Raw genomic sequence first — 23,569 nt, forward strand, 5'->3', positions numbered from 1 at the left:
GCTGTGCCGTTAGTTGCCTGATGGGCATATGGCATGATTCTTTCATAAGGAGGATTCTAATCATGAGGGTAGTTTCAGCGACCAAATACGGGTCACCAGAGGTTCTCCAGCTTAAAGAGCTCGAAAAGCCGCTTCCCAAAGACAATGAAATATTGGTCAAAGTCCATGCGACGTCCGTAAATGTTGGGGATTGCAGAATGCGCAGCTTCACCGTCCCCCCCTTATTCTGGCTCCCTGGACGGATCGCTTTAGGTTTGAGGAAACCCCGAAATCCGATATTCGGCATGGAGCTGGCTGGTGAAGTGGAAGCAGTCGGCAAACATGTGAAAAGGTTCAAGGCAGGGGATCCAATTGTCGCATCGACCTTCGGGGTTCATTTCGGCGCCCATGCCGAGTACAAATGTTTTCCTGAAGACGGTGTAATCGTAAGTAAGCCAGTCAATATGACCTATGAGGAGGCTGCCACACTCTCTATTGGGGCAACAACGGCATTGTTCTTTCTCAAAAGAGCAAACATTAAGCCCGGACAGAAAGTGCTCATTATTGGCGCATCCGGATCGGTTGGCACGTTTGCCGTTCAGCTTGCCAAGTACTTTGGGGCGGAAGTAAGCGGGGTATGCAGCACTGCCAATATAGATATGGTGAAAGCTCTGGGGGCTGATACGATTATCGATTACACCAAAGTCGATTTCAGCCATAACGGACAGACCTACGATATTATTTTTGATACGGTAGGCAAAACTACGTTTCCACAAAGCAAGCGTTCGCTCAACAAGCACGGAAATTACCTTCATACGGGTATGGCTGGCTCAGAACTGAAAATATTATGGTATTCAATGACAACAGATAAGAAGGTTATTGGCGGAACAGCAGCCCCACGAACAGAAGATCTCCTTTTTCTCAAAGAGCTCGTTGAGGCCGGGCAGCTAAAAACTGTGATTGATCGCTGCTTTCCGCTAGAGCAGATGGCCGAGGCGCATAAATATGTCGAGCTTGGCCACAAAAAAGGCAATGTCGTCATACGTTTGCTGGACTAGGAGCATGTGAAATACATCGCCAAAGGCAAAAGCCCATCTGGCGATGTATTTAAATCTTTTTAGACGAACCCTCTCCGCTCGATGTTACTTATTCCAAGGTTGCAAGCTGTGCGATTAATTCTGCGATACGCTTGTTCATATCCCCTCTCAGCAGCCCGCCGTGATAACAGACGACCGTTTCAATATCGAACGCTTTGAACTTCTCCACCGAACGGATAGCTTGTTCCATGTTAATCGTAGAGTAAGGTGAGGAACCCAGCAATTCGCCATTATGGACAACTAGAGCATCTCCGGCTATGAGCGTCTTGCTTGCCTGATGATAGAGGCTGAAGTGACCCGGCGTATGACCTGGCGTGTGAATGACAGTTAGTCCGCCTCCTATAGGAAGCGTCTCTCCGTCTTCTACAAGCCGCGTTACATTCGGCTTGGACGGATGAAGGAAGATACTCTCGAACTGAGCGCGAAGTTCTGCTGGCAACGTGTCGAGCTCTGCGTTCAAGCTCTCTTGGGGGAATTTCAGAAGCGGCGCTTTCCCATCGATCGTGTCCCTATCGTCTTCGTGGGCGTATACTTCGAACGCTGCCGCGCTCATATTCGCGATGAACTCAGGCAAGCTGCCAATGTGGTCAATGTCCTGATGAGTCAAAATAATGGCTTGCAGTGGTTTGTCGGAAATTCCGGCTTGCTTGGCATGGGCAAGAATGATGCTCGCTGAGCCAGGCATCCCCGTATCAATTAATGTCCAAGAGTCATTGTCATATGCAATGATTGGATGAATCGCCATCGTACGGTCGCCAAGCTTCATCTCTAAGTCCAACATCTCTAAACCTTCCGCAATGCGCATCCTTGTTGCCGAGCTGGCGCTTGGGGTCAACTCGGCACACCTCCTTTATTTTCATATAAAAAAACTAATAAGTTCAATATAGAACTAATGAGTTTTAATGTCAACGGCAGAACGTTGACCTCGCTTGCGACACATGTCAATATAAGGTGGGGTGGTAGTCAACATGAAAGATTTAAAGAAGGCCGCAATTCTTGAAACGGCCATGGATTTATTTCGAAATAAGGGTTATGGTGCCGCCTCCATGCAAGACATCGCTGAAGCATGCGGGATGGCCAAAGCCAGCATATACAAATTTTTCGCTTCCAAAGAGGACTTATTCACAGCAGCGTTCGTCGCATGCCATCAGCTGCTGCTTGATCAGGCGAATGAGCTTGAACGCACCGGAATGACTTCTGGCCTGTCAGCCAAGGAGAAGTTAAGCCGCAAAATCGATTTCTATATATACTATGTTCTAGAGAATTACTTGTTTATGATCGCGTTCGGTGAGTCTCCTATTAAGGAAAATGAGACGTTCGTAGAAGCGCAGAAGAAGACGAACCTAACTCTGCTTACCTGGCAGAAGGAGATGCTGATCGAAGCATTCAGTGAGCAGCTCGAACCGCAGGCATGGGACGCAGTAATGATCTTCCGGGGCATTCTTCACGAATATACGAATGGCATTTTGCATAAGGTCATCTCGCTGCCGATCCCTGAGCTCGCGGACTACATCGTCGATCGCATGGAAGCCGTCGTTCTAGATTTGATGCGGACGGCACCTAAGCCGATTATCGGTGAATGGATTGTCCACGTTGATCCGCCCCGCCACAAAGATAAGGAAGCCCGGAAGGAAACGGTTGGCGAATTTCTTGCAGCGATGGAGGAAAGGATACAGTCACTCCCCCTGCCGGATGCCACTCGTCTGGAATTAATAGAGGTTGTTACCCTGCTGCGCAAAGAAGTGCAGAATGAGCAGCCTAACCTTACTCTGATCCGAGTGTTGAAGGCCCATTTGGAGGCTGTCCCGGAGCTGCGCTCGTATTTGCGCCAGCTCAAGCTGATCATGAGCTAGATTACAGGGTTCTTAATATTTAGATTGGAGGAATAATCATGTTGGATGAGATAACTCCTTATCAGGAAAGTGAGCATGATATATTAGTCGATATTTGGTATAGGGCCGTATGTCTAACCCACACCTTTTTGACGGATTCAGATATCCAATTTTACCGTCAAATGGTTCAGAATGGAGCTTTAAACGAGGTTGAGATTTGGGTAAAAAGAACCGAAGACCAAAAACCGGTAGGATTTATTGGGCTTGACGGGGCCAAGATCGAAATGTTATTCGTAGATCCGGAATACCACGGCATGGGGATAGGCAGTCGTTTAATCAAACACGCTCAAAGGATAAAAGGAAACGCTCTCCTTGTTGATGTGAATGAGCAAAACGATGGCGCATGCGCATTCTACAAACGGTTTGGTTTTATACAGCTTGGAAGATCGGAGCTGGACGGTTCGGGAAAGCCCTTTCCCCTGCTTCACCTCGGCCTATAACGTTTATTAACCCATTGCTTCATCAGGCAGGCTTTTTTTAGCTTTGGGGCATGTTGATTTTAAACCTCCTGCGTCTGTACGAACGCATGCGTTCTTACAAAGCAGCAAGGCGTGTGCACAAGCACCGACGATGGCATGTGCACAAGGGCCGACGAATGGCTGTAAGCACGCATAGGTGCTTACAGCGTCAAAAGTAACCAAGCGGAGCGACTGTAAGAACGCATACGTTCTTACAGAGCAGATAGGCGTGTGCACAAGCGCCGACGAATGGCTGTAAGCACGTATAGGTGCTTACAGCGTCAAAAGTAACTAAGCGGAGCGACTGTAAGAACGCATGCGTTCTTACAAAGCATATAGGCGTGTGCACAAGCACCGACGAATGGCTGTAAGCACACATAGGTGCTTACAGCCATAATAGTGACCAAGCGGAGCGTCTGTAAGAACGCATGCGTTCTTACAGAGCAGACAGAACAAATGCTCATTCGCCAACCATGGCATGTACACAAGTGCAGACGAATGGCTGTAAGCACAAATATGTGCTTACAGCGTCAAAAGTAACCAAACTGAGCGTCTGTAAGAACGCATATGTTCTTACAGAGCAGACAGGCGTGTGCTCAAGCACCGACGAATGGCTGTAAGCACACATAGGTGCTTACAGCGTCAAAAGTAACCAAGTTGAGCGTCTGTAAGAACGCATGCGTTCTTACAAAGCATATAGGCGTGTGCACAAGCACCGACGAATGCCTATAAGCACACATAGGTGCTTACAACGTCAAAAGTAACCAAACTGAGCGTTTGTAAGAACGCATGCGTTCTTACAGAGCAGTCAGGGCATTACTCATTCGCCAATGAATGGCTATAAGCACAAATAGGTGCTTACAGCATCAAAAGTAACTAAGTTGAGCTTCTGTAAGAACGCATGTGTTCTTACAGAGCAGACAGACGTGTGCACAAGCCCCAAAGAGTGATTGTAAGCGCAAATAGGTGCTTACAGCGTCAAAAGTAACCCAACTGAGCGTCTGTAAGAACGCATGCGTTCTTACAGAGCAGACAGGGCATATGCTCATTCACCGACCACGGCATGTGCATAAGGGCCGACGAAGGGCTGTAAGCACAAATAGGTGCTTATAGGAAGGGTAAAATAACTATGTAATCAAAAGGTCGGAACTCCTTATAAAGGGGTTCCGACCTTTGAAGCATTACCTTGAGCAAGGATGAGCAATTCTGTTACATATAACTGCGTATCCCCTAGCATTTCACGAAAGTCCTGCTTACGGCGAGCTATGTTACCGTCTAACCTTGACTTGATGCACCTGCTAGGTTTATTTCACTATCAGTCCCGCACCTGTTGTCATATCTTTCGGCTTGCGGTGCAGGAGTCGATCCAGTCCTTTGTGTATTAGCGGAAGGACAAAGCGGTCTAGTCCGAAGCGTCCTGCGTTAGCACCGGCAAAGATGACGACCATTCCAAGCAACAGAAGCCAAGGGTTAGTGCTTACAGTACCGGCGAACATGAACATGAAGTTCATTAAAGCTCCAAAGAAAGCGGCAGTGACTGTTAGTGTACCAAGGATAAGTCCAAGTCCTACAAGAAATTCCCCCAGTGGAATGGCATGGTTAATGATCTTAATGTTCGGCAGTGCAAAATGTTCTAGAAAAGCCGTATACGTTGGGTAAACCGCCTCGCCTGTGGCTTTATCGAGCACCGGGTTGTTAACGGCTGCTTGGAGGAAACCTGTTGCGTCGAAAGGCTTTGCTCCTGTAAGCTTATGCCATCCAGCGGTTAACCACGCATACCCCGCTACAAAACGGATAATAGTGACTAGTATACCAGCGATTTTATGCTCTCTCCAAAATTTTAGCATGATACTCACTCCCATTTTTCATTTTTAGATTTGATTGCTATAGCTATTAAAATTGACTCACCGTTGTTGGATTAACTGCAATTTCACCGAAATTTGAGATCGTAACCTATTCATCGGATTCACCATCCTCGTTTAGTTTCTAGCTGCTAATACTTGTTGTATTTGATGTCTTCATTATAAAACGAAACTCAAACAGACATTGTGATTAAAATCACAATGTCTGTTTGAGAAGGTGAATACTTTGTGAATAAGCGCGTTACCCTTCGGCTATTCCCCTAAGGAGGCTGCAGCGTGCTGTAACAATCCGCCATATCCAGACAGCGACATCCATAGGCTTTGAGCTCACCCCCCGTCCCAAGCATGATCGAAATAGGACTGGAATCCCTCCTTCGAGGGCTCCAGTCCTTTTGTTTGTTTCGTTTCGATAATATGCAGCGGTAGTAAGACCTACACAGTCTGAAAAGAAGCTAGCGTCTTTATTATAAAACCAAACATGATATCCTAGTCGCTATTCGCTATTGTTCCTAAGGCAGAAACTTTCACTCATTAACTGCAGCGTTTAATAAGATCTGCCCATCCGCATAAACAATATCCGAAATAAAATCGGTTCCCTTCGTATTGAAATGAGTAAAATCTTCCATGTTTGAGATGGCTGCTGCGTAAAGTGACAAGCTGCCGTCGTGATTGTCCACGAGGGTCATATCCTCATTCATATTCGTGTATGGCAAGGTAACCACTTCTTTAGCAGTCGGGTTGAAATATCCGACATGGGAGCGGTGGAGCCCGGAGCCCCATGAATAAGTAACATACAATTCCGATTCCCCGTCACTATCCAGATCGGCTAGAGCCATGCTCGTAACCCCATGCCCGCCGAGCCACTCACCAAGCGGGTACACCTCTCCTTCAAACAGCAAAAAGGATGCCGCGGATTGAGCATACTTGAAAATTCGATAATCAGAGTTTTCTATAATTGATGCCGGTGTGATATTATAGCACTTGTCATTGTCGTAACCAAATTCGGATTCCTTTTGCAATGCTAGAAAGGCATCGACGCCGTCCTCCGTCCCCGCAATGGCAGCAGTTTCGGGTATTTTCTCGTCAAGCTTCGAAATGTTATAAATACTCCAGATATATTCGCTCTTTAAGATATTGACTTTGTCCATGTGTATTTTCGCCAGCCATACCTCATCATCCATCATATATATACGATAACCTGGATTAGCATCAGAATGGTTAAGAACGTACTGATAGCGCTCCTTATAGCCAGAAATAGCAGGAACATTTATGCCAGGCATCATAAAGCTGCTCTTGAACTCCTTCTCGTCAAAAGCTTCCCGTTCATAGACTGCCGCGATTTTCTGTTGATTACCCGCTTCGTCCGTTACGATAAGCGAATTTTCGGTAAGCGTGTAGTACTCCTTAAACCCTTCAAAGGCCAAAAATGAACTCAGCGGATTCATATATACTTGCTCTTCGAAACGATAGCTGCCATACGGTTCACCAGTCTTCTTCAATAATCCATTCACGACTGGATTTGTGGCACAGACGGCGACAGCAAGCATGCATATAGCGGCAGCGAAGGCGATTATTCGTTTTTTTGGCGTCTTAAAACGCAGTACATTCTTTACACGCTCCCGAACCACCGTCTCTCCGAAGGCCAGCGGACTTGCAGTCGGAAAGCGGCGATTAGCGGCAAAAGCGAGCAAAGACGTACAATATTCCTTTGCGATACCAGAGCCGGCCTCCGACAGCACCTTTTCATCACAGCTCATCTCCATGTCTTTGGCCATAAATACGAAGGCAAGCCAAGCAAGCGGATTAAACCAATGGACGGCAAGAACGGCAAAGGCAAGCGGCTTGACTAGGTGGTCTTTCCTTCTTAAATGATAGGCCTCATGCTTCAGAATATAGAGCCGTTCCTGCTCCCGGAGCCCAAAGGGGATATAAATTCGCGGCTTGATAAAACCAAGAATAAATGGAGACCGAATGTTGTCGGACTCGAATATATGTTTATCCAGACGAACTGCCGTTGCCATGCGGCGTTTCAAGCGGAAGTAGGATACTATCGCATAAATAAGCAATGCCGCGGTGCCTGCACTCCACACGATTGTGCCGAGCTGTATTGCTATTTGCACAGGATGTACGCTTTCGACCGGGGCAGCTGGGGGCAGACTTTCGCTTATGATGGCGTTTATGGTCGGTATGCCCACTGTCATCTTCGGTTTATCCATATCGCCGATATCTGCAGGGACATAGCTAAGCGCCGCCGCCTCGCCGTTCTTTTGCGCTGTGGTCATATCAAAAGGGGCTGCATTAAAGAGGCTGAACTCCGATGAAATCGACACCGGACAGACTAAGCGAAACAGAACAATTGCCCACAACAAATAGGAATACTTCTTCGGCGCCCGTTTCAGCAGTAACCGCATGAGAAACACGAAGACGATCACATAAGTGGCAGTGACGGACATATTGAGTATTTTGAGAAACAACGTTTCCATACTCACCCCTCCTTATGCTCGTCAATTAGGCGCTTTAGCTCATTAGCTTCCTTATTGGAGAGGGCTTTGTTGCCAAAAAAGGCTACGAGAAACTGAGGCAGCGAGCCCTCGAAGGTCCGTTCAATAAAATGCTCGCTTTCGTAAGCTTGTATTTGCTCCTTTGGAATCACGGAGCTTACAATGGTAGCCTCATTTTTAAGCAATCCTTTTTCACACATTTTCCGAAGCACGGTATAAGTGGTCGGCTTCTTCCAGCCAAGCTTTTCTGAGCAAAGGGTTACCAGCCTTCCCGATGCCACCGGCTCGCTCTCCCACACGACAAGCATAAAGCGATAATCACTTTCGCATAGCTTCAAGTTGCTCATCATAACCTCTCCTATCCGGTTTACAACTGTAAACCCACACGCTGAGTTTATAACTATAAACCAGGATAGTCAATGCATATAGGAAGACAAAGTTAGACTAGTTCTTCAACCGACACTAGATACAATGAATGGCCTTCACTAAACAGCACGCGATTTTCTCGAAAATCCTGTGTCAGCGGAACAAGCGGCACGGCCCTTTCATTCAGAAAACGGATATTATGTCCCGTAGACAATCTCCCTGGCCTTTCAATTTTCTTGAGCACGTAGGTTCCGCTCTTCCCATAACCGCCATCGAACAAAAAATGATAACCATCCGTACAAAATCCCGACGATCCCGAAATTTCTGGATTCATGAATGAGACCTTGGGCTGCCCAAGTCCGCCTGAAATGCAGCCGAGCAAAAAGTCCGTATAATAATAAAACCAGACCTCCTCATCCTTCACTGCATTGAGCGCATAACAATCGGCAATTTCCGACACTTGATCCTCATAACGTTTGTTGCCATGCTCATCCCAAGCCAAAAGGCCTTGCGCGCCGATCGGTTTATCCCATCCGTTGTTTCCGAACACACCTTCGTCAAAGTAACTGGTCCATATGGTCCCTTGTTCGGTTACCTGCACGCTTTGGATTCCATCTCCAAGCATAAACACTCGAATCGTATTTCCTTTATAGTCACACACTTTGGCATTCAGATCATAGTTGCCTGCGCCATAATAAGAACAGCGTGCTCCGACTAGCAGCAGCTGCCGATGAAGCGGCTGGACATAATGATAATTGAAATGCTGGTTCGCAATGACTACCTCCTCGATATCTTGATCGTCTAAGTACAATACCTTGTAGGTGTAGGATTTCTTAAGCGTTGTTGGGACGAACATGCCTCGTTCCCGCACGGGGATCTGGTTAATCAGCAGAACATACATGCAGCCATCCGAGCCAATTTGTGCGGAGACGATCTCGAAACCCTCCGTATATGCAGAAATATCAGCATAAGGCTGCAGTGTCACCGTTTTAGTGAACATGCCAACTCCTCCTCAAAGACAGTTACACCGCTACATTCTAAACTGGTTATTTGTATTATGTCTGAGCAGAAGGCTTCTGAACATGGTCAAAGTATGGCGATAAATATAGTCCTGCTTGTTTTAGCTTCACTACTTTAAATCAATAATGATATCTTCTAATACAAATTGTTCTTCACCTTTTCCGGATTTTGATTTATCATTCACGCTATCTGCTGGACCATGATTTTCGGAAGTGAATGCATACAATCTAATCTTAGGCGTAATAATTAGCTTCGTCGCATACTGATCCAGCTCTTCGAACGTTTTGCTCCAGCTCATATTTAAGCCCTCAGCATCACCATATCCTCCATTGCCTTTACCAGCGTAACGATTGCCTAAGTCGTCTCTAACCTCTATATCCACATCGGCTCCATCCCATTTGCTTCTCACATTCTCCGTAACGGCTTGATCGTAATATACGATAAAAGACATAGGCGTAAAAGCTATTTTCCCTATATGCGCAATAACTCCGTCTTGTTCTGCACGACGATCAATCCATTGCGTATGGTTATCCGTTGCCGTTAACCCAAATGCAAAGCTCCAGCTTCCTTTAATGACTGCTTCGCTTTCGTGATTCGTTATGCTTTCTATGTTCCACTTGAGCTTAACCGAATCTTTTTCTTTACGATTATAGCCAGTTGCAGTAATTAAGCCCACATAATGATTGGCATCGACTTTAGAAATTTGATTACTCCCCCCTGAACCGCTTGACCCCTTTATATCTAAAATGCCAAACAAATAAGGAGAATCGCCTAAATCCTGATCACTTTCTAACGAGTATGCGATGGACACCGTTTCTCCGTCAAACACGGCATCATTTATCGTTATTGTAATGCCTTTGTTTTCCTCTGCCATATTTATGACGCTCGAATAGCTCTTATATTCATCAAATAGGCTGCCTGTTCTCCCACCATCCAAAAATTTGAATATATCGCCTATCACCGGAATCCGACTAGCATACGCGGGAGAGGTTAAGGCTAACGTTGTTAATGAGCACCCGATTAGAATAACGGCAACTGCCGTATTCACTTGCCAACACCTTGCCTTCTTCGTCTTTTTCTTTATCATGCCTCTTAAAGTTTGTTTCATCTTCGCTCTTTCCAGCTCACTTACTTCCATTTCAGCAAATTCATTCTCATCTATATCTATTTCATTTAAATAGGCGTATATATCCTTCATAGTCCACGACCTTTCCAATTCAATTGCAACATCATGTTATTCAGTTTCTTTTTTCCTCTATAAATTCGGTTATCTACCGATGCACAGGTCAATCCCAGCTTTGCTGAAATATCCTCCGTTCTGCTCCCTTGGAAGAACCTCATCATAAAGATATCGCGATCCACAGGCTCTAAGAGATCGATTAATTTCATAAGCTCCGTTTTATTCTCCATCATGATTAGCTCATCTTCAGCCGATTTCTCATGATTCAGATCTATGAACGCTGCGGTGAATTCTACTTTTTTACTCGTTCTTCTGTAGTAATCGATAGATTTATATTTCGCGATCGCACAAACCCACTTTTTGAAATCAGAGGAATCTCCGTTGAATTTGTCTGAATTATTCCATATGGATAGTAAAATATCGTTCATACATTCCTCTAGTAATCCACTGTCCTCAAGAGGAGCGAGAACCTTATAAGTCACTCCCTTTATTAAGGGCAAATAGGTATCCACAATATAATCCAATGCGTCTTCTTTTTGCTTTTTCAAGCGATGAATGAAGTTGCTTTCATTAGTCCTCAACGACACCCCTCCTTATTTGTAAAATCATTCATACTTTATATAACGAAGCCAAACATATTTTCTCTCACTAGCTCTTCAACTTTATCATGCTTTATTGCCTGCATAGGGTGATTAACCGATTTAGCTTGCATTTTCGGCTATGCTCGGCCTTTATTCATAAGCTGGTCGCAGCAAAAAAGCGCCTACTCGTCCGGTAAAGAACGATTAGGCGCTTTTGAAAGAACCCTATTAGATGTGGAAAGATTGTAACCTCGCTTATTCCGTCGGATTAACCGCAAAGAGGGAGTGGATATTGCCCTCGGGATCAGCGAAAAATCCGGTTGTATGTCCCCATGCTTTACTCACTGGTTCAGTAATAGCAGTAGCGCCCTTCGCTACCAATTGCTCAAATAGCTCATAGACAGCTTCTGGAGAATGACATTCAAAGTTCAGCTCGAAAGCCTGCCCTTTGCGATCCTCAATGAAGGAAAAATGCTTATTTGTATTGTCGGCCATCAATGGTCTGGAGCATATTGCGATACGAACTCCCTTGTTATCAAATTCCACATAATGCTCCTCTTCAACTACTGCTTTAAAGCCGATGACATCTCGATAAAATACGGCTAATGCAGATACATCGTTAGCTAGCACCGTTATACCTTCTAATCGAACGTCCACGATTCAACCCCCTTTCTTAATATCCAAATTATTTCACTCCATCATTCATCATGACTACAGATGCTATTGTAATTGAACCGATATTTCGCTGCACAAAAACGACGCTGAGAATCCGGACACGGCATCCAGCTTAACACGGATTCGTTTGCCTTCATATGCGAAACCCAGCTGCAAGCAAATATTGCTATCCTCCACGGGCGAGAGGCTCTCCTCTTCGATATGCTCGAAATAAAAATCAATGTCCTGTTCCAGCCCACCTGCCGAGGTATGTCTGACCGTCACAGACAGATTCTTCTGTTTGTCATTCTGCTTTCCCGCTTCCATAAAGACCCTAGTCATTTCATCGTAATGAAACGGGGGGATATAACCGCATTTATCGATCATATTATGTGCTCCATCAATGGAAATGAGCGGCGAAAACAGGCGTTCAAGCTGTCTTATATCCATTAGTTGCAGCTCGTACTGGCTACTCGTATACAGCAGGATGCAATCAGAGCCGCATTCGACCACCGTTCCGATAAATGCAGTCCAACTGGAATTTCCCCATTCACCTACGGTTAGCAAAATCTGGTCATGAGCAATCAACTCTATTGGCCGATCCGTATTAAAATATATCCGATAGCCCCGTGCCTGCATCTGCCAATCGGTGTTTGGAGCAAAGCGGATCTCTTCCCGTTCCACAGCTCGAACACTCACATTCCATACCCATATCTTCTTCATAGATTCCCCCCTATATAATAGGAAGAAGACACGACGATCTCCCTCTTCTTACACAAAGACCATCTTTTTCTAAAATAAATCATAGCACTAAAATTTCTAAGTATATACATTTATTATACAATTCGCCCGTATCCGTGTTGCACCAGCGCTGCGGTTCCAAGAAGCAAAGGCCGGCCCCTATACAATCGGAGCCGGCCTGTTTCAGTTGCCAATAAGGAAGGGTGCTCTTCTTCCTAACGAAAAGCACTCCCTCAAATGACATCCATATGATCAAATCTTCATTTATGGCTTCATCCGTTCTACGCGTCCGCCTATGCAATTAAACTGCCCTGTGTTCGCCACTCAGCATTACGGGATCAGCGAGACGATGAGTCGGGTTACGTTGGCTCCGCCCATACCGCCATTCATTCGAATGACATTATTCGTACCTGGGTTCAAATCGATTAAACGGCTGACTCGACCCGTGTAAGTGCCCCAGCCTCCTGTGCCAGGCATTGAAAGGGAATAACCGTTTCCAGTGAGATCACCGCTCGCGTTCACCGTAAAGGTTGCCGCGGTTTCCGCAGAAGCGTAGAGAACAGTAAGAAGCGCCTGGCCGCCTGCGCCGCCGTTGACTCCTGAAACTTCAAAATAGGAGCCTGGGATATGCATATTTTCAATGCTTTCGCCCGATCGAGTCGCCCCTCCCCCGAAGGACACATGATTCCCATTCACTGCATACTCCGTTTCCTGAGCAGCTTCCGGGATCAAGGATACGATGACGCTAGATATGTTGGCTCCTCCCATACCGCCGCTGAGCCTGATCATGTTATTCGTGCCCGCATTCAAATCAATCAGACGATTAGTTCGGCCGGTATAGCTGCCCCAGCCTCCCGTGCCGGGAAGGGAAAGAAAATAACCGTCTCCTGCCGGATCACCGCTAGCGTCCACCTTAAAGGCAGATCCGCTGTCGCCTGAAGCGTAAAGCACGGTAAGCAGAGCCTTTCCGCCTGTACCGCCATTGATGCCATTCAGCTCGATGTAGGAACCTTGCGTATGCATATTTTCAACAATCCCGCCCGACCGAGTCGCTCCTCCACCAATAGATACATGACTATCATTCATTGTATATTCCGTTTTTTGGGTATATGCATCAAAGCTCTCGTTAATCAGATCGTCATACTTTATTTCCGTAGCATGGGAACGAGGCCCAACTGCCGGGACTCCTGTAGATGTTTGTATAACCTTTTGAATCGTTCCGTCCGGATTAAAGTATAACCGATCTACAGCCACGGACCGAAGCGTACCGTTGGAAGAGATTTTTCCATTATGATAGAACATATACCAGTTGCCCTTATACTCCACAACGGACCCATGCGACGTTTCGCTATTCAATACCGGATCCAAAATGATGCCGCGGTTTACCCACGGTCCGAGCGGGCTATTGCTGGTGGCATACCGCATTCGGTTTCCGCCTGAATTATTATCGGAATACGTCAAGTAATACACGCTTCCTCGTTTAAAAACCCATGTGGCCTCATGGAAGTCCTCCAGCTCGGTGAACTGCTTGATTGGTCCGTCTATCGAAACCATATCGTCAGCCAGCTTCATCCCATAGCTGCTTCCTCCGCCGCCAGCATAAAGGTAATAGTCTCCATTGTCATCGCGGAACACATTAGGATCAATTAAATTGCTGCCGGGAAGCCCCCCTATATAACCTTGGACAGAAAAATCCGCGGCAGGCTTATCACTGGTTGCTACCCCGATTTTCCAGGAATTATTCCAATTGGTATCACTGGGATGAGGGAAATAGAAGTAATAGGTTCCGTCCTTGTACGCGGCGTCAGGCGCCCACATAAATCCGCCCTCCGGCCGCCCCCACGGAACATCATCAGCACGCAGGATCTCTCCCTCATCCACCCAGTCCACCATATTATCAGACGAGAAGACATGATATTTATCCATCAAATCGCTGCCCCTGGAAGGAAATATATCATGTGAAGCGTACACGTAAATACGTCCGTCATTCCAAACATGAGCAGAAGGATCGGCTGTGAAAATACTAGTGAATATGGGATTTCCAGACTGGGTAACGGTATCAGCTGCTACAGAAGAGGACGTGAATCCAACGAAGACGGACAGCAGCATGGTTCCTGATAAGAACAGACTTAATAGCTTTTTTCTCATAAGTATTGCCTCCCATTACATGAATTAGGGTTGCATCCCGGCATACCATTTTCAAATTCATACTATTAGCTTGCTTAGCAACCAGACAATAAGATAATCCCATCATCACCTCGCCATATTCGAATTGGAAAAGCTGTACATACATGAATCACTAATAGCTTACAATATTTGTAACCTAGTAAGTAGTAAGGCATTATTAAACTTTCCCTGTCATTCTTAGCTTCATGGAAAGAGCTTTGGCTTCGCTGTACACCCTGTTGCTGAATTTATCATTTCTAAAATATTTAATTAAAAATAGATAAAGCCGTTGGTTGTTCCTGCCCTAAACCTTGATTCTGTTGGCGGATGCTCTCGCTTATTTTATAATAAAGCGAAGCCGCTTCACGCGGCATGACATGTATGCAAAAAGGGAGATGAAGCAGCTTGTCCACCGCCTCAACTGTAGAACTACACCTGTCCACTGCGATAGGCAATCATCCTGATCTTCCCGCAGCTATCGATTCCGGAGATGGAGGCCATGCAGCCGTTGACTGGGAACCCATCCAGGCAGAGCAGTATGGAAAGCCAGGGACATTCATCGTGCGGGGAGTAATGGCCGGAGGCGAATTTCCTAACCCGCTTATTCTGAACCGCGCCGATCCTTATATCATCAAGCATACAGATGGATATTACTATTTCACAGGCTCCGTGCCAGAATATGACCGGATTGTGCTGCGTAGATCGAAAACGCTTACAGGACTGGCTGCAGCAGAGGAAACGGTCATTTGGACCAAGCATGCTGCCGGCGAAATGGGCAATCATATTTGGGCACCGGAGCTGCATTTTATAGATGGAAAATGGTATATCTACTTTGCAGCCGGAACAGCGGAAGATAAATGGGCGATACGCCAGTATGTACTGGAATGCGGGACCGATAATCCCTGTACAGGAGAATTGCTGGAAAAAGGGAAAATTATTATGAATTTTGAAAGCTTCACGCTCGACGCCACCACCTTTGAATTGAACGGCATTCGCTACTTGGCATGGGCGCAGGTCGACGAGGTATCCAACCTTTATATCGCACGCATGAGCAATCCATGGACGATTGAAGGCGAGCAGGTTCGTATCGCTTCCCCTACGCTGGAATGGGAACAGCACGGCCATAAAGTAAATGAAGGGCCCGCCGTGCTTGTACGGAACGGCCGCGTATTCATGACCTATTCGGCAAGCGCGACCGATGATCGTTACTGTATGGGCTTATTGACAGCATCGGTATCCAGCGATCTGCTGGACCCTGCATCCTGGACCAAATCTCCGGAGCCCATATTCCGCAGCCATCCGGCAGCTTGTGAGTACGGCCCAGGCCATAATAGCTTTACGCGCGATGAAGCAGGCGAATCAGATATTCTCGTCTATCATGCGCGCTCTTATAAGGATGTCGAAGGAGAGCCGCTCTATGATCCAAACCGGCATGCACGAATCCAGCGTATGGATTGGAATGAGGATGGTACGCCGAGGTTAGGCTATCCTGGTCGGCATGCTAAGCAAGCTCATTGCGTTGTTACAGTCGAATAGAATCGAAATAAGCTATAGTGACAAGAAGATTATTCCTCCGAAAAGAAGAGAGCGACTGGATTATATCCCTTCGCTCTCTTCTATTTGAACTTTTTTCGCTAATAGCATTGAACCTTATTGAGGATGTCGATTCAGAATAATATCGATATCTTCACTACTAATCCGAAGGAAGAGTTTCAATACGAATCATACTTTGCACGATTAGCAACTGTGGATAAGGCCCATCCCATCGTCTCAACCGCAATACGCATGCATTTTCTAGATCAATTAACCGATCAAGACATAGAGTCGATTACGAAAATGGGGGAAAGAACAAAAAAGCGATTATAGACTCCGGCAGAGCGCCGCAGCCATAATCGCTTTTTTTGGTATCTTCATGATGCATGTGTAGGAGTGTACCCTTTCCATACCTGTATCAGCGAGACTAATCCACGCTCTAATACTGTAACTTTCCTCCACGTTAGCGCCAGCGATCCCCGCGTTTCTTTACGTAATTTGCAAACACATAGCGCCATGGAATAAAGAAAGGAAAGATCACGACCAACAAACAGGCTGAAGCCGTCTCCCATGTTGAGTCATTCATTGTACCTGTTGTCCATTGCGGGAACGCAACGACGAGCAGCCAAATCGACTTCCATCCCAATTCCCAAAAAAGCAACGGCAGCATCCGCAGCGGATAACGCAGCCCCAGGATTGATAATACCGAAAAGGAAGTCAGCATGCAGGCGACCACTCCCTCCATTAACTCCCATGATTTTTCCTGATGAACGATATGGTCGATGACTACCGGCCATTGCACAATACCGAGCCCAACGATGACGAGAAGGTACAGCGCTCTCAGCAAATAAAGACGAATCAGCGAGACCCCATTCGTTTCTGCCGTTTTTTTGTTTGCAATCATGTTTGTTCCTCCTATTATAATATATATGAATGGGACAATCCTCTGCCGTACGCCTTCTTCATCGACTTGGTAATTGCTAATTCAATCCCTTTTCACTGTACTAGATAAATAGTACACTAACACAAATATTTCTGTCAACGAATATAAAAAAACAGTCTGGAAATGATCCAGACTGCTCTTAAAAATTCAAAAATTTACGACACTCTATTGACGCTGCAAGCGTATTGATATGCTCCGCTGCACTTTTATCGGTTACATGTCCTACCTGATGAAAGGAAAAGCTTTACGACTTTGTTATCTCGAAATTCAATAATCTCGTTCTCGTAACCATTCCTCCGCTTTCCAACGTTCGTTTAGAGGCTTCATTATAATACCAGCAGCCACTTATAGGTGTGATGCCGTTATGGCTGCACCAGTTTCGTAATTGTATGATAATAGCTCTTCCTATCCCTTGCATCCTGCAGCTTTCATGAGTAAACATGCCGATACTCGCTAGTCCATCGAACATTTTTGACTTTCCAATCAGTCCGATGCCAAGCAGGTCAACTTTTCTGTAATAAACAAACAGCTCTCCTCTTGCAATCCATTGGTCATACTCGTCGAGAAAATCCCCGCATACCGCTTGTATCTGCTCAAGATCGCCTTGCTCAGCAAGACGAAATACATCGCCATCTCCCAATTCAGCTGCAATGCTAACTAAACTATCCTGAAAAAAATACGCTTGTTTGTTTATGGCCATATCCAGATCTACAGCCAAGCTAATCAATAATTCGTCGCTGGTTGGAACGAACATAAATCGGATCGCATGACGTTCCAGCGCCTCAACGAATAAGGATTGTGCGTGCATCTGATAAGCGCTGCGGATATAAAACTGGGTGAGCCTTTCTTTGTTATATACAGCCATATAACCGACATCATTCGAGTCATCTTGTATCGAATAAAAGGTCGATGAGAGTATATACTCCTCCAGAAAGGAATCGAAGGGCGATGATAAGCCTGCCAGATACTCTTTAACGAGATGCTGAATTTCAGCTAACGCGCATTCTTTTATAATCATCCGATTCCCCGCTTTTAATAATAATGTGTAACGTGTAGGAAGAAAATAAAGTTGTAGACTGGAGTTGTTGATTTAACGGGGGTTTTGAATTGAAGAATCGTCAGCTTTTGAAAAATAAGTTTTAGACTGAAGTATTAATATAAACAGCGGAAGACCAAGACTCGATAAATAAGTCTTAAACGGCCACTGTTATCATTGGACTAACGTTTCCCGCTAGCGTAATGAACCTGCTAATCCATTCATTTTTATAAATTAGAAAGAGCCACCAAAGCCCTCTTACGTTCTTGCATACTGAAGAGGGCTTTTACAAGGAGTGATGAAGCTTTACCGTTATGCAGATACTAAAGCTTCTGTAGCACATACCATACTGTGTACAATGCAAAAGCAAATATGGAAAAGAATACTGCAAGCAGCGCCCCTCTGACAACCCACTGCCACCTGATACGGATCAACCCGTAACATCCACCATACACAATCATTCCGGCAGCAGCTCCTTCCAAAAAGGCGCTCGGTGCCCGCAGGAGAACAATATAAAACAAAACGCTTATCCCTAACAAAAAGTAATTCATCCACAGAAACGCAATTCTGCCTTGCTTTTGCATCAAGCTTATCCCCCTCCATACAGTCTGCCGCGTCATGCGCACAGTCTTTATGTCTTCTAGATACGAGGATTCATTTCCTTCTATTTCCTTTGATAGCGCAGTTTGTTTCAATCTGAGAAATTTAATCCCAGTCTAGAAAAGAACAAACTCGTCACCGCCTCTAGAGAATGCTTCCTGTTAATAAAATACAACATGAAGAAAAATATAATCGTAATCAAAAAAGTGAAAATTAAATTAGGGTTATTGAAATACGTAGTTGTAATCCGATTAAGAAGTTTAAGCTAAAGGGTACTGTGAAATAAGTGAAAAAAGCCATAAACAAAATTTGATTACTTTATAGGAAGTAATTTGGGCTTCATAATAAGTGTGAAAGGTAAAATACTCGATTTATGAAGGGAATCGAAGCACCCTTATTAATAGGTCAGACATTAAGTACTCCTTTGAATCATTTAATTCACATATATTTTGTATAGGCAAAAGTTGAGGTGTCTTACATACTTTTTTCAATAGTTCCGTTTCTAACTCCGATACTGCCGCTGTTTTATTGAGCTGACGTTTAGCTTGTGCTACATGCGTTTCTTTGGCTATGTCGATCCCTACGACGAGATGCGAGGTGATCATTCGTTCAATCCGTTGATTTTGTGCGTCTGATTTCTTAAACTTCATAGTAAGAGCGCCTCCTTGATGATGTATTGGACAAACCCATCATACCGAGGCGCTTCTTTATTGAAAAAGGCTATTTCTTAACCTTAACAGGAAGGTTTAGTTTAATAGTAGGTTGCCCCGACCACCGATATACTTAATTTATTTTACTAGAATCTTGTACGCAAAAAACTCTTGTCCGCGAAATGGGCGGTAAGAGTTTTTGCTTTCAGCAGTTGCGGGTTACCAGGCGTAAACGCCCTTCTCATCCAAAAATTCACCGTTATGACGTTTGCCATCTGTCGCATAACCCACTATAATCGCAGCGGCGGCTTCCTTCGATTTACCGCCTGCGGCATTACCGTTAAGATCTGTTGAGGTGAATCCAGGCGTTACCGCGAATACTTGAGCGCTGCTGTTTTTGACTTCATAAGCCATTGAAAGAGTCATGGCATTGTTAGCCGTTTTAGAGGAGTTATAATCGAATGCGTTTAAAGTAAATTCAGCATTTTGCATATGGTCCAGAGAAGCCATGTCGGTCGATATATTGATGATTGTGCCTTCGTTATTTTTGAATAACGGGAACAAGCGCTGATTCAAACGGAAGGTCCCGAAAAAGTTAACTTCGAAGGCATTCCGCAGATCTTCCTCTTTGGTATCCGTAAAAGAACGGGAGAAAGCGCCAGGCATACCAGCATTATTGATCAGAAGCTTCAAGTCCGGATAATTCTTGTTGATCGTAACGGCTGCCTGTTCGATGGTTTTCAAGTCACCCATGTCGATTTGTATAAATTCTACGTCTAACCCCTTGGAAGCTAACTCGGAAACGGCTGCTTTACCCCGATCGGCACTCCGTGAACCAAGGATGACTTTCCAGCCTGCTTCACCTAACTGCTTAACGATTTCAATTCCGATTCCTTTATTTGCTCCGGTTACAAAGGCGGTCTTTTTCATGCGAAACCTACTTTCCCTAATTTAATTTTTCTTTAACAATCTATAAGTTACTATGCTACACTTAGTGTAGGTCAACAATTAATTTTTTATAAAAGAGGGTTAGAATGTTAACGATTGGAGAAGTAGCGAAGGAAGTCGGGATCAATATTGGAGCGATCCGCTTTTACGAAAGAAAGGGACTGTTGAAACCTGCTGCCCGAAGCGAACAGAATAACCGTCTTTATAAAGATGATGATCTGAACTGGCTGGTTTTTATCAAATGTCTTCGCGAAACCGGGATGAGTGTGGAGGACATCAAAAAGTATTATGATAAGGTGAACGAAGGAACCTCAACCCTGCCGGAGAGAATCAAACTGATTGAAGATCAAAAGCAAAAGCTGCTGAAAGATATTGAGGAGAAGGAAGCGCAGCTCGTTCATTTGGAAGAAAAACTGAAGCGCTATTATCGCGGGGAAAATTATTAATATAAGCATTTAAACCAGGTCATATAGACTTAACTTTTGAATCTCATGTAAGAGCAAGTACCATAATGATGTTATCCATATAAGAATGCCGAAACGTTATCTTCCGAAACCCATTCGTTTACCGCTGTCAGCATTGCATCGATTTCTTCGTCCGTATGCGCTGTGATCAGGAACCATGGATAGGCGATTGAAAAGATGCTGTCACTCTTTGAAATAAGGCAAGGGCTATCCCCTAAGCAGTTAATTTTACCGCTTTAAGGATAACCCTTGTTATTGCATCTAAAATCAGTTTGGGTTGACGATTTTTACTTTACTTGCTCTTTTGAGCCAGCATGTTCAGCAGAACCGTTACGGCCTCTGCTCTTGTTGCATAGTCCCCAGGGGCAAATTGGTTGTCGCCTTTTCCCTTCATGATGCTTGCTTGCTTTACATAAGCAACCGCAGCTTTTGCCCACGCTGGAATGTCCTTGTCGTCTGCGAAGCTAGTTGCTGTGGCATTCGCTTCGCTATATTTGCCCAAAGCACCCGCAATCATCGCTGCCATCTCTGCACGTGTAATTTCCCCAGCTGGACGGAAAGTACCGTCCTCATAGCCATTAATAATGCCTGCTTGCGCCGCTTGCGCGACCTCTTTCTGCGCCCAGCTTCCGATCTTCGCTGTATCTGTGAACGTCAGCGCCGCTCCCGCTCCTTGCGTCTTCAACGCATTCATCAGCATGACGGCAAATTCCGCACGAGTCACGGTTTTATCCGGCTTAAACGTGCCGTCCTGATAACCAGTTACGATTCCGCTGCTTACCGCTTGCTTGATGCTTGCCTTCGCCCAGTGTGCGGATATATCGCTAAAGTTAATCGTTGGTTTCGGCTCACTTGCCGCTTGCCCTACAACCATTACCGCAAATTTTGTAAAGTGGGTTACTTCTGCGGTAATCTGATTACCCCTAACAACACCGCCAACTTCCACCCATTTCTTCTGCACTTCATCATAATAGAACACGGCTGCTCTTTGATTACCGCTCAATTTTGTCGGATCAAACTTAAAAGTCAGTGTTACCGGTTTACTGAAGTTCTCTGAGAAATTTTTCAGAATCTCGAAGATCGGACTAGCCAGAACGTCTTCATCCGTTAGAAGATCTTGAGTTCCAGTAAGTTTTTCGATCGTTAATTTCAGTTCTTTGTCCGTTGCATTTGCCGGAATATCTATTGTGATTGCATCTCCCAAACTAACCTCACCCGTTTTGCCTGCGGGAAGCAATAATTCACCATTCTTTGAGATTACTTTGCTGTCATCTGGTGGTGTTGGGATGCCACCGCTACCGCCATCAGGGCTGGACGTCCACTGCGCGTACAGCGTCACGTTCGCCGCAGCCATGGTGAAAGTAGCGCCCACCACATAGCTTGTGCCACTTCCGTTAGCCGCCGTGTTCCAACCTGCGAAGGTGTTGCCCGTCTTCGCCAAGCTTCCCGTGTTTCCTAATACGGTTACCGTTGCATGTTGCTCGTACGGATTGCTATCCGTTGGCACGGTTCCTCCTGTACTGCCATTGCCGTTATACGTTACGGTGTATGTCGGGTTGGCCGCCCACTGCGCGTACAGCGTCACATTCGACGCTCCCATGCCGAACGTTGCATTTGCCGCATAGGGGGTTCCTGTTCCGTCGGCCGCCGTGTTCCAACCTGCGAAGGTGTTGCCCGTCTTCACCAAGCTTCCCGTGTTTCCTAATACGGTTACCGTTGCATGTTGCTCATACGGATTGCTATCCGTTGGCACGGTTCCCCCCGTGCTACCATTGCCGTTATACGTTACGGTGTATGTCGGGTTCGCCGTCCACTGCGCGTACAGCGTCACGTTCGCCGCTCCCATGCCGAACGTTGCATTTGCCGCATAGGGGGTTCCTGTTCCGTTGGCCGCCGTGTTCCAACCTGCGAATGTGTTGCCCGTCTTCACCAAGCTTCCCGTGTTTCCTAATACGGTTACCGTTGCATGTTGCTCGTACGGATTGCTATCCGTTGGCACGGCTCCTCCCGTGCTGCCATTGCCGATATACGTTACGGTGTATGTCGGGTTCGCCGTCCACTGCGCGTACAGCGTCACGTTCGCCGCTCCCATGCTGAAAGTAGCGCCCGCCACGTAGCTTGTGCCACTTCCGTTAGCCGCCGTGTTCCAACCTGCGAATGTGTTGCCCGTCTTCACCAAGCTTCCCGTGTTTCCTAATACGGTTATCGTTGCATGTTGTGCGTACGAATTGCTATCCGTTGGCACGGTTCCTCCCGTGCTGCCATTGCCGTTGTACGTTACGGTGTATGTCGGGTTGGCCGTCCACTGCGCGTACAGCGTCACGTTCGCCGCTGCCATGCTGAAAGTAGCGCCCGCCACATAGTTTGTGCCACTTCCGTTAGCCGCCGTGTTCCAACCTGCGAATGTGTTGCCCGTCTTCACCAAGCTTCCCGTGTTTCCTAATACGGTTACCGTTGCATTTTGCCCGTACGAATTGATATCCGTTGGCACGGTTCCTCCTGTACTGCCATTGCCGTTGTACGTTACGGTGTATGTCGGGTTGGCCGTCCACTGCGCGTACAGCGTCACGTTCGCCGCTCCCATGCTGAAAGTAGCGCCCGCCACGTAGCTTGTGCCACTTCCGTTAGCCGCCGTGTTCCAACCTGTGAAGGTGTTGCCCGTCTTCACCAAGCTTCCCGTGTTTCCTAATACGGTTACCGTTGCRYKTTGCKCRTACGRATTGCTATCCGTTGGCACGGTTCCCCCCGTGCTGCCATTGCCGTTATACGTTACGGTGTATGTCGGGTTCGCCGTCCACTGCGCGTACAGCGTCACGTTCGCCGCTCCCATGCTGAAAGTAGCGCCCGCCACGTAGCTTGTGCCACTTCCGTTAGCCGCCGTGTTCCAGCCTGCGAAGG

21 protein-coding genes are annotated in these 23,569 nt (G+C 46.1%); 5 read left to right on the plus strand and 16 right to left on the minus strand.

The window, feature by feature from the left end; genetic code table 11:
• The first annotated feature begins 62 nt into the window (after positions 1-62).
• The gene (locus tag AB4Z29_RS21745) at positions 63-1,037 is read left to right on the plus strand and encodes an NAD(P)-dependent alcohol dehydrogenase (RefSeq protein ID WP_441945091.1); all 975 of its coding nucleotides are present in this window, start codon (positions 63-65) and stop codon (positions 1,035-1,037) included.
• An 88-nt stretch (positions 1,038-1,125) separates the two neighbouring features.
• Here the strand turns inward: AB4Z29_RS21745 and AB4Z29_RS21750 are convergent, their stop codons facing one another.
• Positions 1,126-1,911: an MBL fold metallo-hydrolase gene (locus AB4Z29_RS21750; protein WP_441945092.1), complete on the minus strand. Its 786-nt coding sequence runs from the start codon at positions 1,909-1,911 to the stop codon at positions 1,126-1,128.
• A 133-nt stretch (positions 1,912-2,044) separates the two neighbouring features.
• Between AB4Z29_RS21750 and AB4Z29_RS21755 the strand changes: the two genes are divergently transcribed.
• On the plus strand, positions 2,045-2,929 hold the full coding sequence (locus AB4Z29_RS21755) for a TetR/AcrR family transcriptional regulator (protein WP_441945093.1): 885 nt from the start codon (positions 2,045-2,047) through the stop codon (positions 2,927-2,929).
• A 38-nt stretch (positions 2,930-2,967) separates the two neighbouring features.
• Positions 2,968-3,408, plus strand: coding sequence for a GNAT family N-acetyltransferase (locus AB4Z29_RS21760; RefSeq protein ID WP_441945094.1), 441 nt, complete (start codon positions 2,968-2,970; stop codon positions 3,406-3,408).
• Between the two features lie 1,322 nt (positions 3,409-4,730).
• Here the strand turns inward: AB4Z29_RS21760 and AB4Z29_RS21765 are convergent.
• The 9 genes from AB4Z29_RS21765 to AB4Z29_RS21805 all read right to left on the minus strand — a co-directional run bounded on the left by AB4Z29_RS21765 (position 4,731) and on the right by AB4Z29_RS21805 (position 14,479).
• Positions 4,731-5,273, minus strand: a complete 543-nt coding sequence (locus AB4Z29_RS21765; protein WP_441945095.1) for a DoxX family protein — start codon at positions 5,271-5,273, stop codon at positions 4,731-4,733.
• Positions 5,274-5,812: 539 nt separating this feature from the next.
• Positions 5,813-7,771, minus strand: a complete 1,959-nt coding sequence (locus tag AB4Z29_RS21770) for a M56 family metallopeptidase (protein ID WP_441945096.1) — start codon at positions 7,769-7,771, stop codon at positions 5,813-5,815.
• Between the two features lie 2 nt (positions 7,772-7,773).
• Positions 7,774-8,139 carry a BlaI/MecI/CopY family transcriptional regulator gene (locus AB4Z29_RS21775; protein WP_441945097.1) on the minus strand — a complete coding sequence of 122 codons (366 nt, stop codon included), beginning with the start codon at positions 8,137-8,139 and terminating at the stop codon, positions 7,774-7,776.
• An 89-nt stretch (positions 8,140-8,228) separates the two neighbouring features.
• A complete protein-coding gene (locus AB4Z29_RS21780) occupies positions 8,229-9,155 on the minus strand; it encodes a hypothetical protein (protein ID WP_441945098.1) in 927 nt (308 codons plus the stop codon).
• Between the two features lie 129 nt (positions 9,156-9,284).
• Positions 9,285-10,373: a DUF4179 domain-containing protein gene (locus AB4Z29_RS21785; RefSeq protein WP_441945099.1), complete on the minus strand. Its 1,089-nt coding sequence runs from the start codon at positions 10,371-10,373 to the stop codon at positions 9,285-9,287.
• Positions 10,370-10,936, minus strand: coding sequence for a sigma-70 family RNA polymerase sigma factor (locus AB4Z29_RS21790; protein WP_441945100.1), 567 nt, complete (start codon positions 10,934-10,936; stop codon positions 10,370-10,372). The genes AB4Z29_RS21785 and AB4Z29_RS21790 overlap by 4 nt, the downstream gene beginning before the upstream one ends.
• Positions 10,937-11,191: 255 nt before the next feature.
• Positions 11,192-11,593 carry a VOC family protein gene (locus tag AB4Z29_RS21795; protein ID WP_441945101.1) on the minus strand — a complete coding sequence of 134 codons (402 nt, stop codon included), beginning with the start codon at positions 11,591-11,593 and terminating at the stop codon, positions 11,192-11,194.
• Positions 11,594-11,656: 63 nt separating this feature from the next.
• Positions 11,657-12,313 (minus strand): hypothetical protein, encoded by a 657-nt coding sequence (locus AB4Z29_RS21800; RefSeq protein ID WP_441945102.1) that lies wholly within the window; start codon positions 12,311-12,313, stop codon positions 11,657-11,659.
• A 348-nt stretch (positions 12,314-12,661) separates the two neighbouring features.
• A complete protein-coding gene (locus tag AB4Z29_RS21805; RefSeq protein WP_441945103.1) occupies positions 12,662-14,479 on the minus strand; it encodes a family 43 glycosylhydrolase in 1,818 nt (605 codons plus the stop codon).
• Between the two features lie 423 nt (positions 14,480-14,902).
• Here AB4Z29_RS21805 and AB4Z29_RS21810 point away from each other — a divergent pair, with 423 nt between their 5' ends.
• Positions 14,903-16,033: a family 43 glycosylhydrolase gene (locus AB4Z29_RS21810; RefSeq protein WP_441945104.1), complete on the plus strand. Its 1,131-nt coding sequence runs from the start codon at positions 14,903-14,905 to the stop codon at positions 16,031-16,033.
• A gap of 460 nt (positions 16,034-16,493) precedes the next feature.
• On the opposite strand, the gene AB4Z29_RS21815 is transcribed toward AB4Z29_RS21810, so the two are convergent.
• The 5 genes from AB4Z29_RS21815 to AB4Z29_RS21835 all read right to left on the minus strand — a co-directional run bounded on the left by AB4Z29_RS21815 (position 16,494) and on the right by AB4Z29_RS21835 (position 20,189).
• Positions 16,494-16,934, minus strand: coding sequence for a hypothetical protein (locus AB4Z29_RS21815; protein ID WP_441945105.1), 441 nt, complete (start codon positions 16,932-16,934; stop codon positions 16,494-16,496).
• Positions 16,935-17,217: 283 nt separating this feature from the next.
• A complete protein-coding gene (locus AB4Z29_RS21820; RefSeq protein WP_441945106.1) occupies positions 17,218-17,991 on the minus strand; it encodes a GNAT family N-acetyltransferase in 774 nt (257 codons plus the stop codon).
• Positions 17,992-18,332: 341 nt separating this feature from the next.
• Positions 18,333-18,596 (minus strand): hypothetical protein, encoded by a 264-nt coding sequence (locus AB4Z29_RS21825; RefSeq protein WP_441945107.1) that lies wholly within the window; start codon positions 18,594-18,596, stop codon positions 18,333-18,335.
• Between the two features lie 384 nt (positions 18,597-18,980).
• On the minus strand, positions 18,981-19,259 hold the full coding sequence (locus AB4Z29_RS21830) for a hypothetical protein (RefSeq protein WP_441945113.1): 279 nt from the start codon (positions 19,257-19,259) through the stop codon (positions 18,981-18,983).
• A gap of 219 nt (positions 19,260-19,478) precedes the next feature.
• On the minus strand, positions 19,479-20,189 hold the full coding sequence (locus AB4Z29_RS21835) for an SDR family NAD(P)-dependent oxidoreductase (protein WP_441945108.1): 711 nt from the start codon (positions 20,187-20,189) through the stop codon (positions 19,479-19,481).
• Between the two features lie 104 nt (positions 20,190-20,293).
• On the opposite strand from AB4Z29_RS21835, the gene AB4Z29_RS21840 reads away from it, so the two are divergent.
• A complete protein-coding gene (locus AB4Z29_RS21840) occupies positions 20,294-20,653 on the plus strand; it encodes a MerR family transcriptional regulator (RefSeq protein ID WP_441945109.1) in 360 nt (119 codons plus the stop codon).
• A gap of 310 nt (positions 20,654-20,963) precedes the next feature.
• Here the strand turns inward: AB4Z29_RS21840 and AB4Z29_RS21845 are convergent.
• Positions 20,964-23,569, minus strand: a 2,606-nt coding sequence (locus AB4Z29_RS21845) for an InlB B-repeat-containing protein (RefSeq protein WP_441945110.1), incomplete at its 5' end; no start/stop codon positions are given.

The organism is Paenibacillus sp. 2TAB23 (assembly GCF_052115165.1).
Taxonomy (GTDB): Bacteria; Bacillota; Bacilli; order Paenibacillales; family Paenibacillaceae; genus Pristimantibacillus.

Coding starts and splice junctions, on each gene's coding strand:
- AB4Z29_RS21775 (WP_441945097.1), bottom strand. CDS start 8,139: ATGATGAGCAACTTGAAGCTATGCGAAAGTGATTATCGCTTTATGCTT.
- AB4Z29_RS21835 (WP_441945108.1), bottom strand. CDS start 20,189: ATGAAAAAGACCGCCTTTGTAACCGGAGCAAATAAAGGAATCGGAATT.
- AB4Z29_RS21830 (WP_441945113.1), bottom strand. CDS start 19,259: ATGAAGTTTAAGAAATCAGACGCACAAAATCAACGGATTGAACGAATG.
- AB4Z29_RS21785 (WP_441945099.1), bottom strand. CDS start 10,373: ATGAAGGATATATACGCCTATTTAAATGAAATAGATATAGATGAGAAT.
- AB4Z29_RS21780 (WP_441945098.1), bottom strand. CDS start 9,155: ATGTTCACTAAAACGGTGACACTGCAGCCTTATGCTGATATTTCTGCA.
- AB4Z29_RS21815 (WP_441945105.1), bottom strand. CDS start 16,934: ATGATTGCAAACAAAAAAACGGCAGAAACGAATGGGGTCTCGCTGATT.
- AB4Z29_RS21840 (WP_441945109.1), top strand. CDS start 20,294: ATGTTAACGATTGGAGAAGTAGCGAAGGAAGTCGGGATCAATATTGGA.
- AB4Z29_RS21755 (WP_441945093.1), top strand. CDS start 2,045: ATGAAAGATTTAAAGAAGGCCGCAATTCTTGAAACGGCCATGGATTTA.
- AB4Z29_RS21765 (WP_441945095.1), bottom strand. CDS start 5,273: ATGCTAAAATTTTGGAGAGAGCATAAAATCGCTGGTATACTAGTCACT.
- AB4Z29_RS21770 (WP_441945096.1), bottom strand. CDS start 7,771: ATGGAAACGTTGTTTCTCAAAATACTCAATATGTCCGTCACTGCCACT.
- AB4Z29_RS21745 (WP_441945091.1), top strand. CDS start 63: ATGAGGGTAGTTTCAGCGACCAAATACGGGTCACCAGAGGTTCTCCAG.
- AB4Z29_RS21800 (WP_441945102.1), bottom strand. CDS start 12,313: ATGAAGAAGATATGGGTATGGAATGTGAGTGTTCGAGCTGTGGAACGG.
- AB4Z29_RS21760 (WP_441945094.1), top strand. CDS start 2,968: ATGTTGGATGAGATAACTCCTTATCAGGAAAGTGAGCATGATATATTA.
- AB4Z29_RS21805 (WP_441945103.1), bottom strand. CDS start 14,479: ATGAGAAAAAAGCTATTAAGTCTGTTCTTATCAGGAACCATGCTGCTG.
- AB4Z29_RS21820 (WP_441945106.1), bottom strand. CDS start 17,991: ATGATTATAAAAGAATGCGCGTTAGCTGAAATTCAGCATCTCGTTAAA.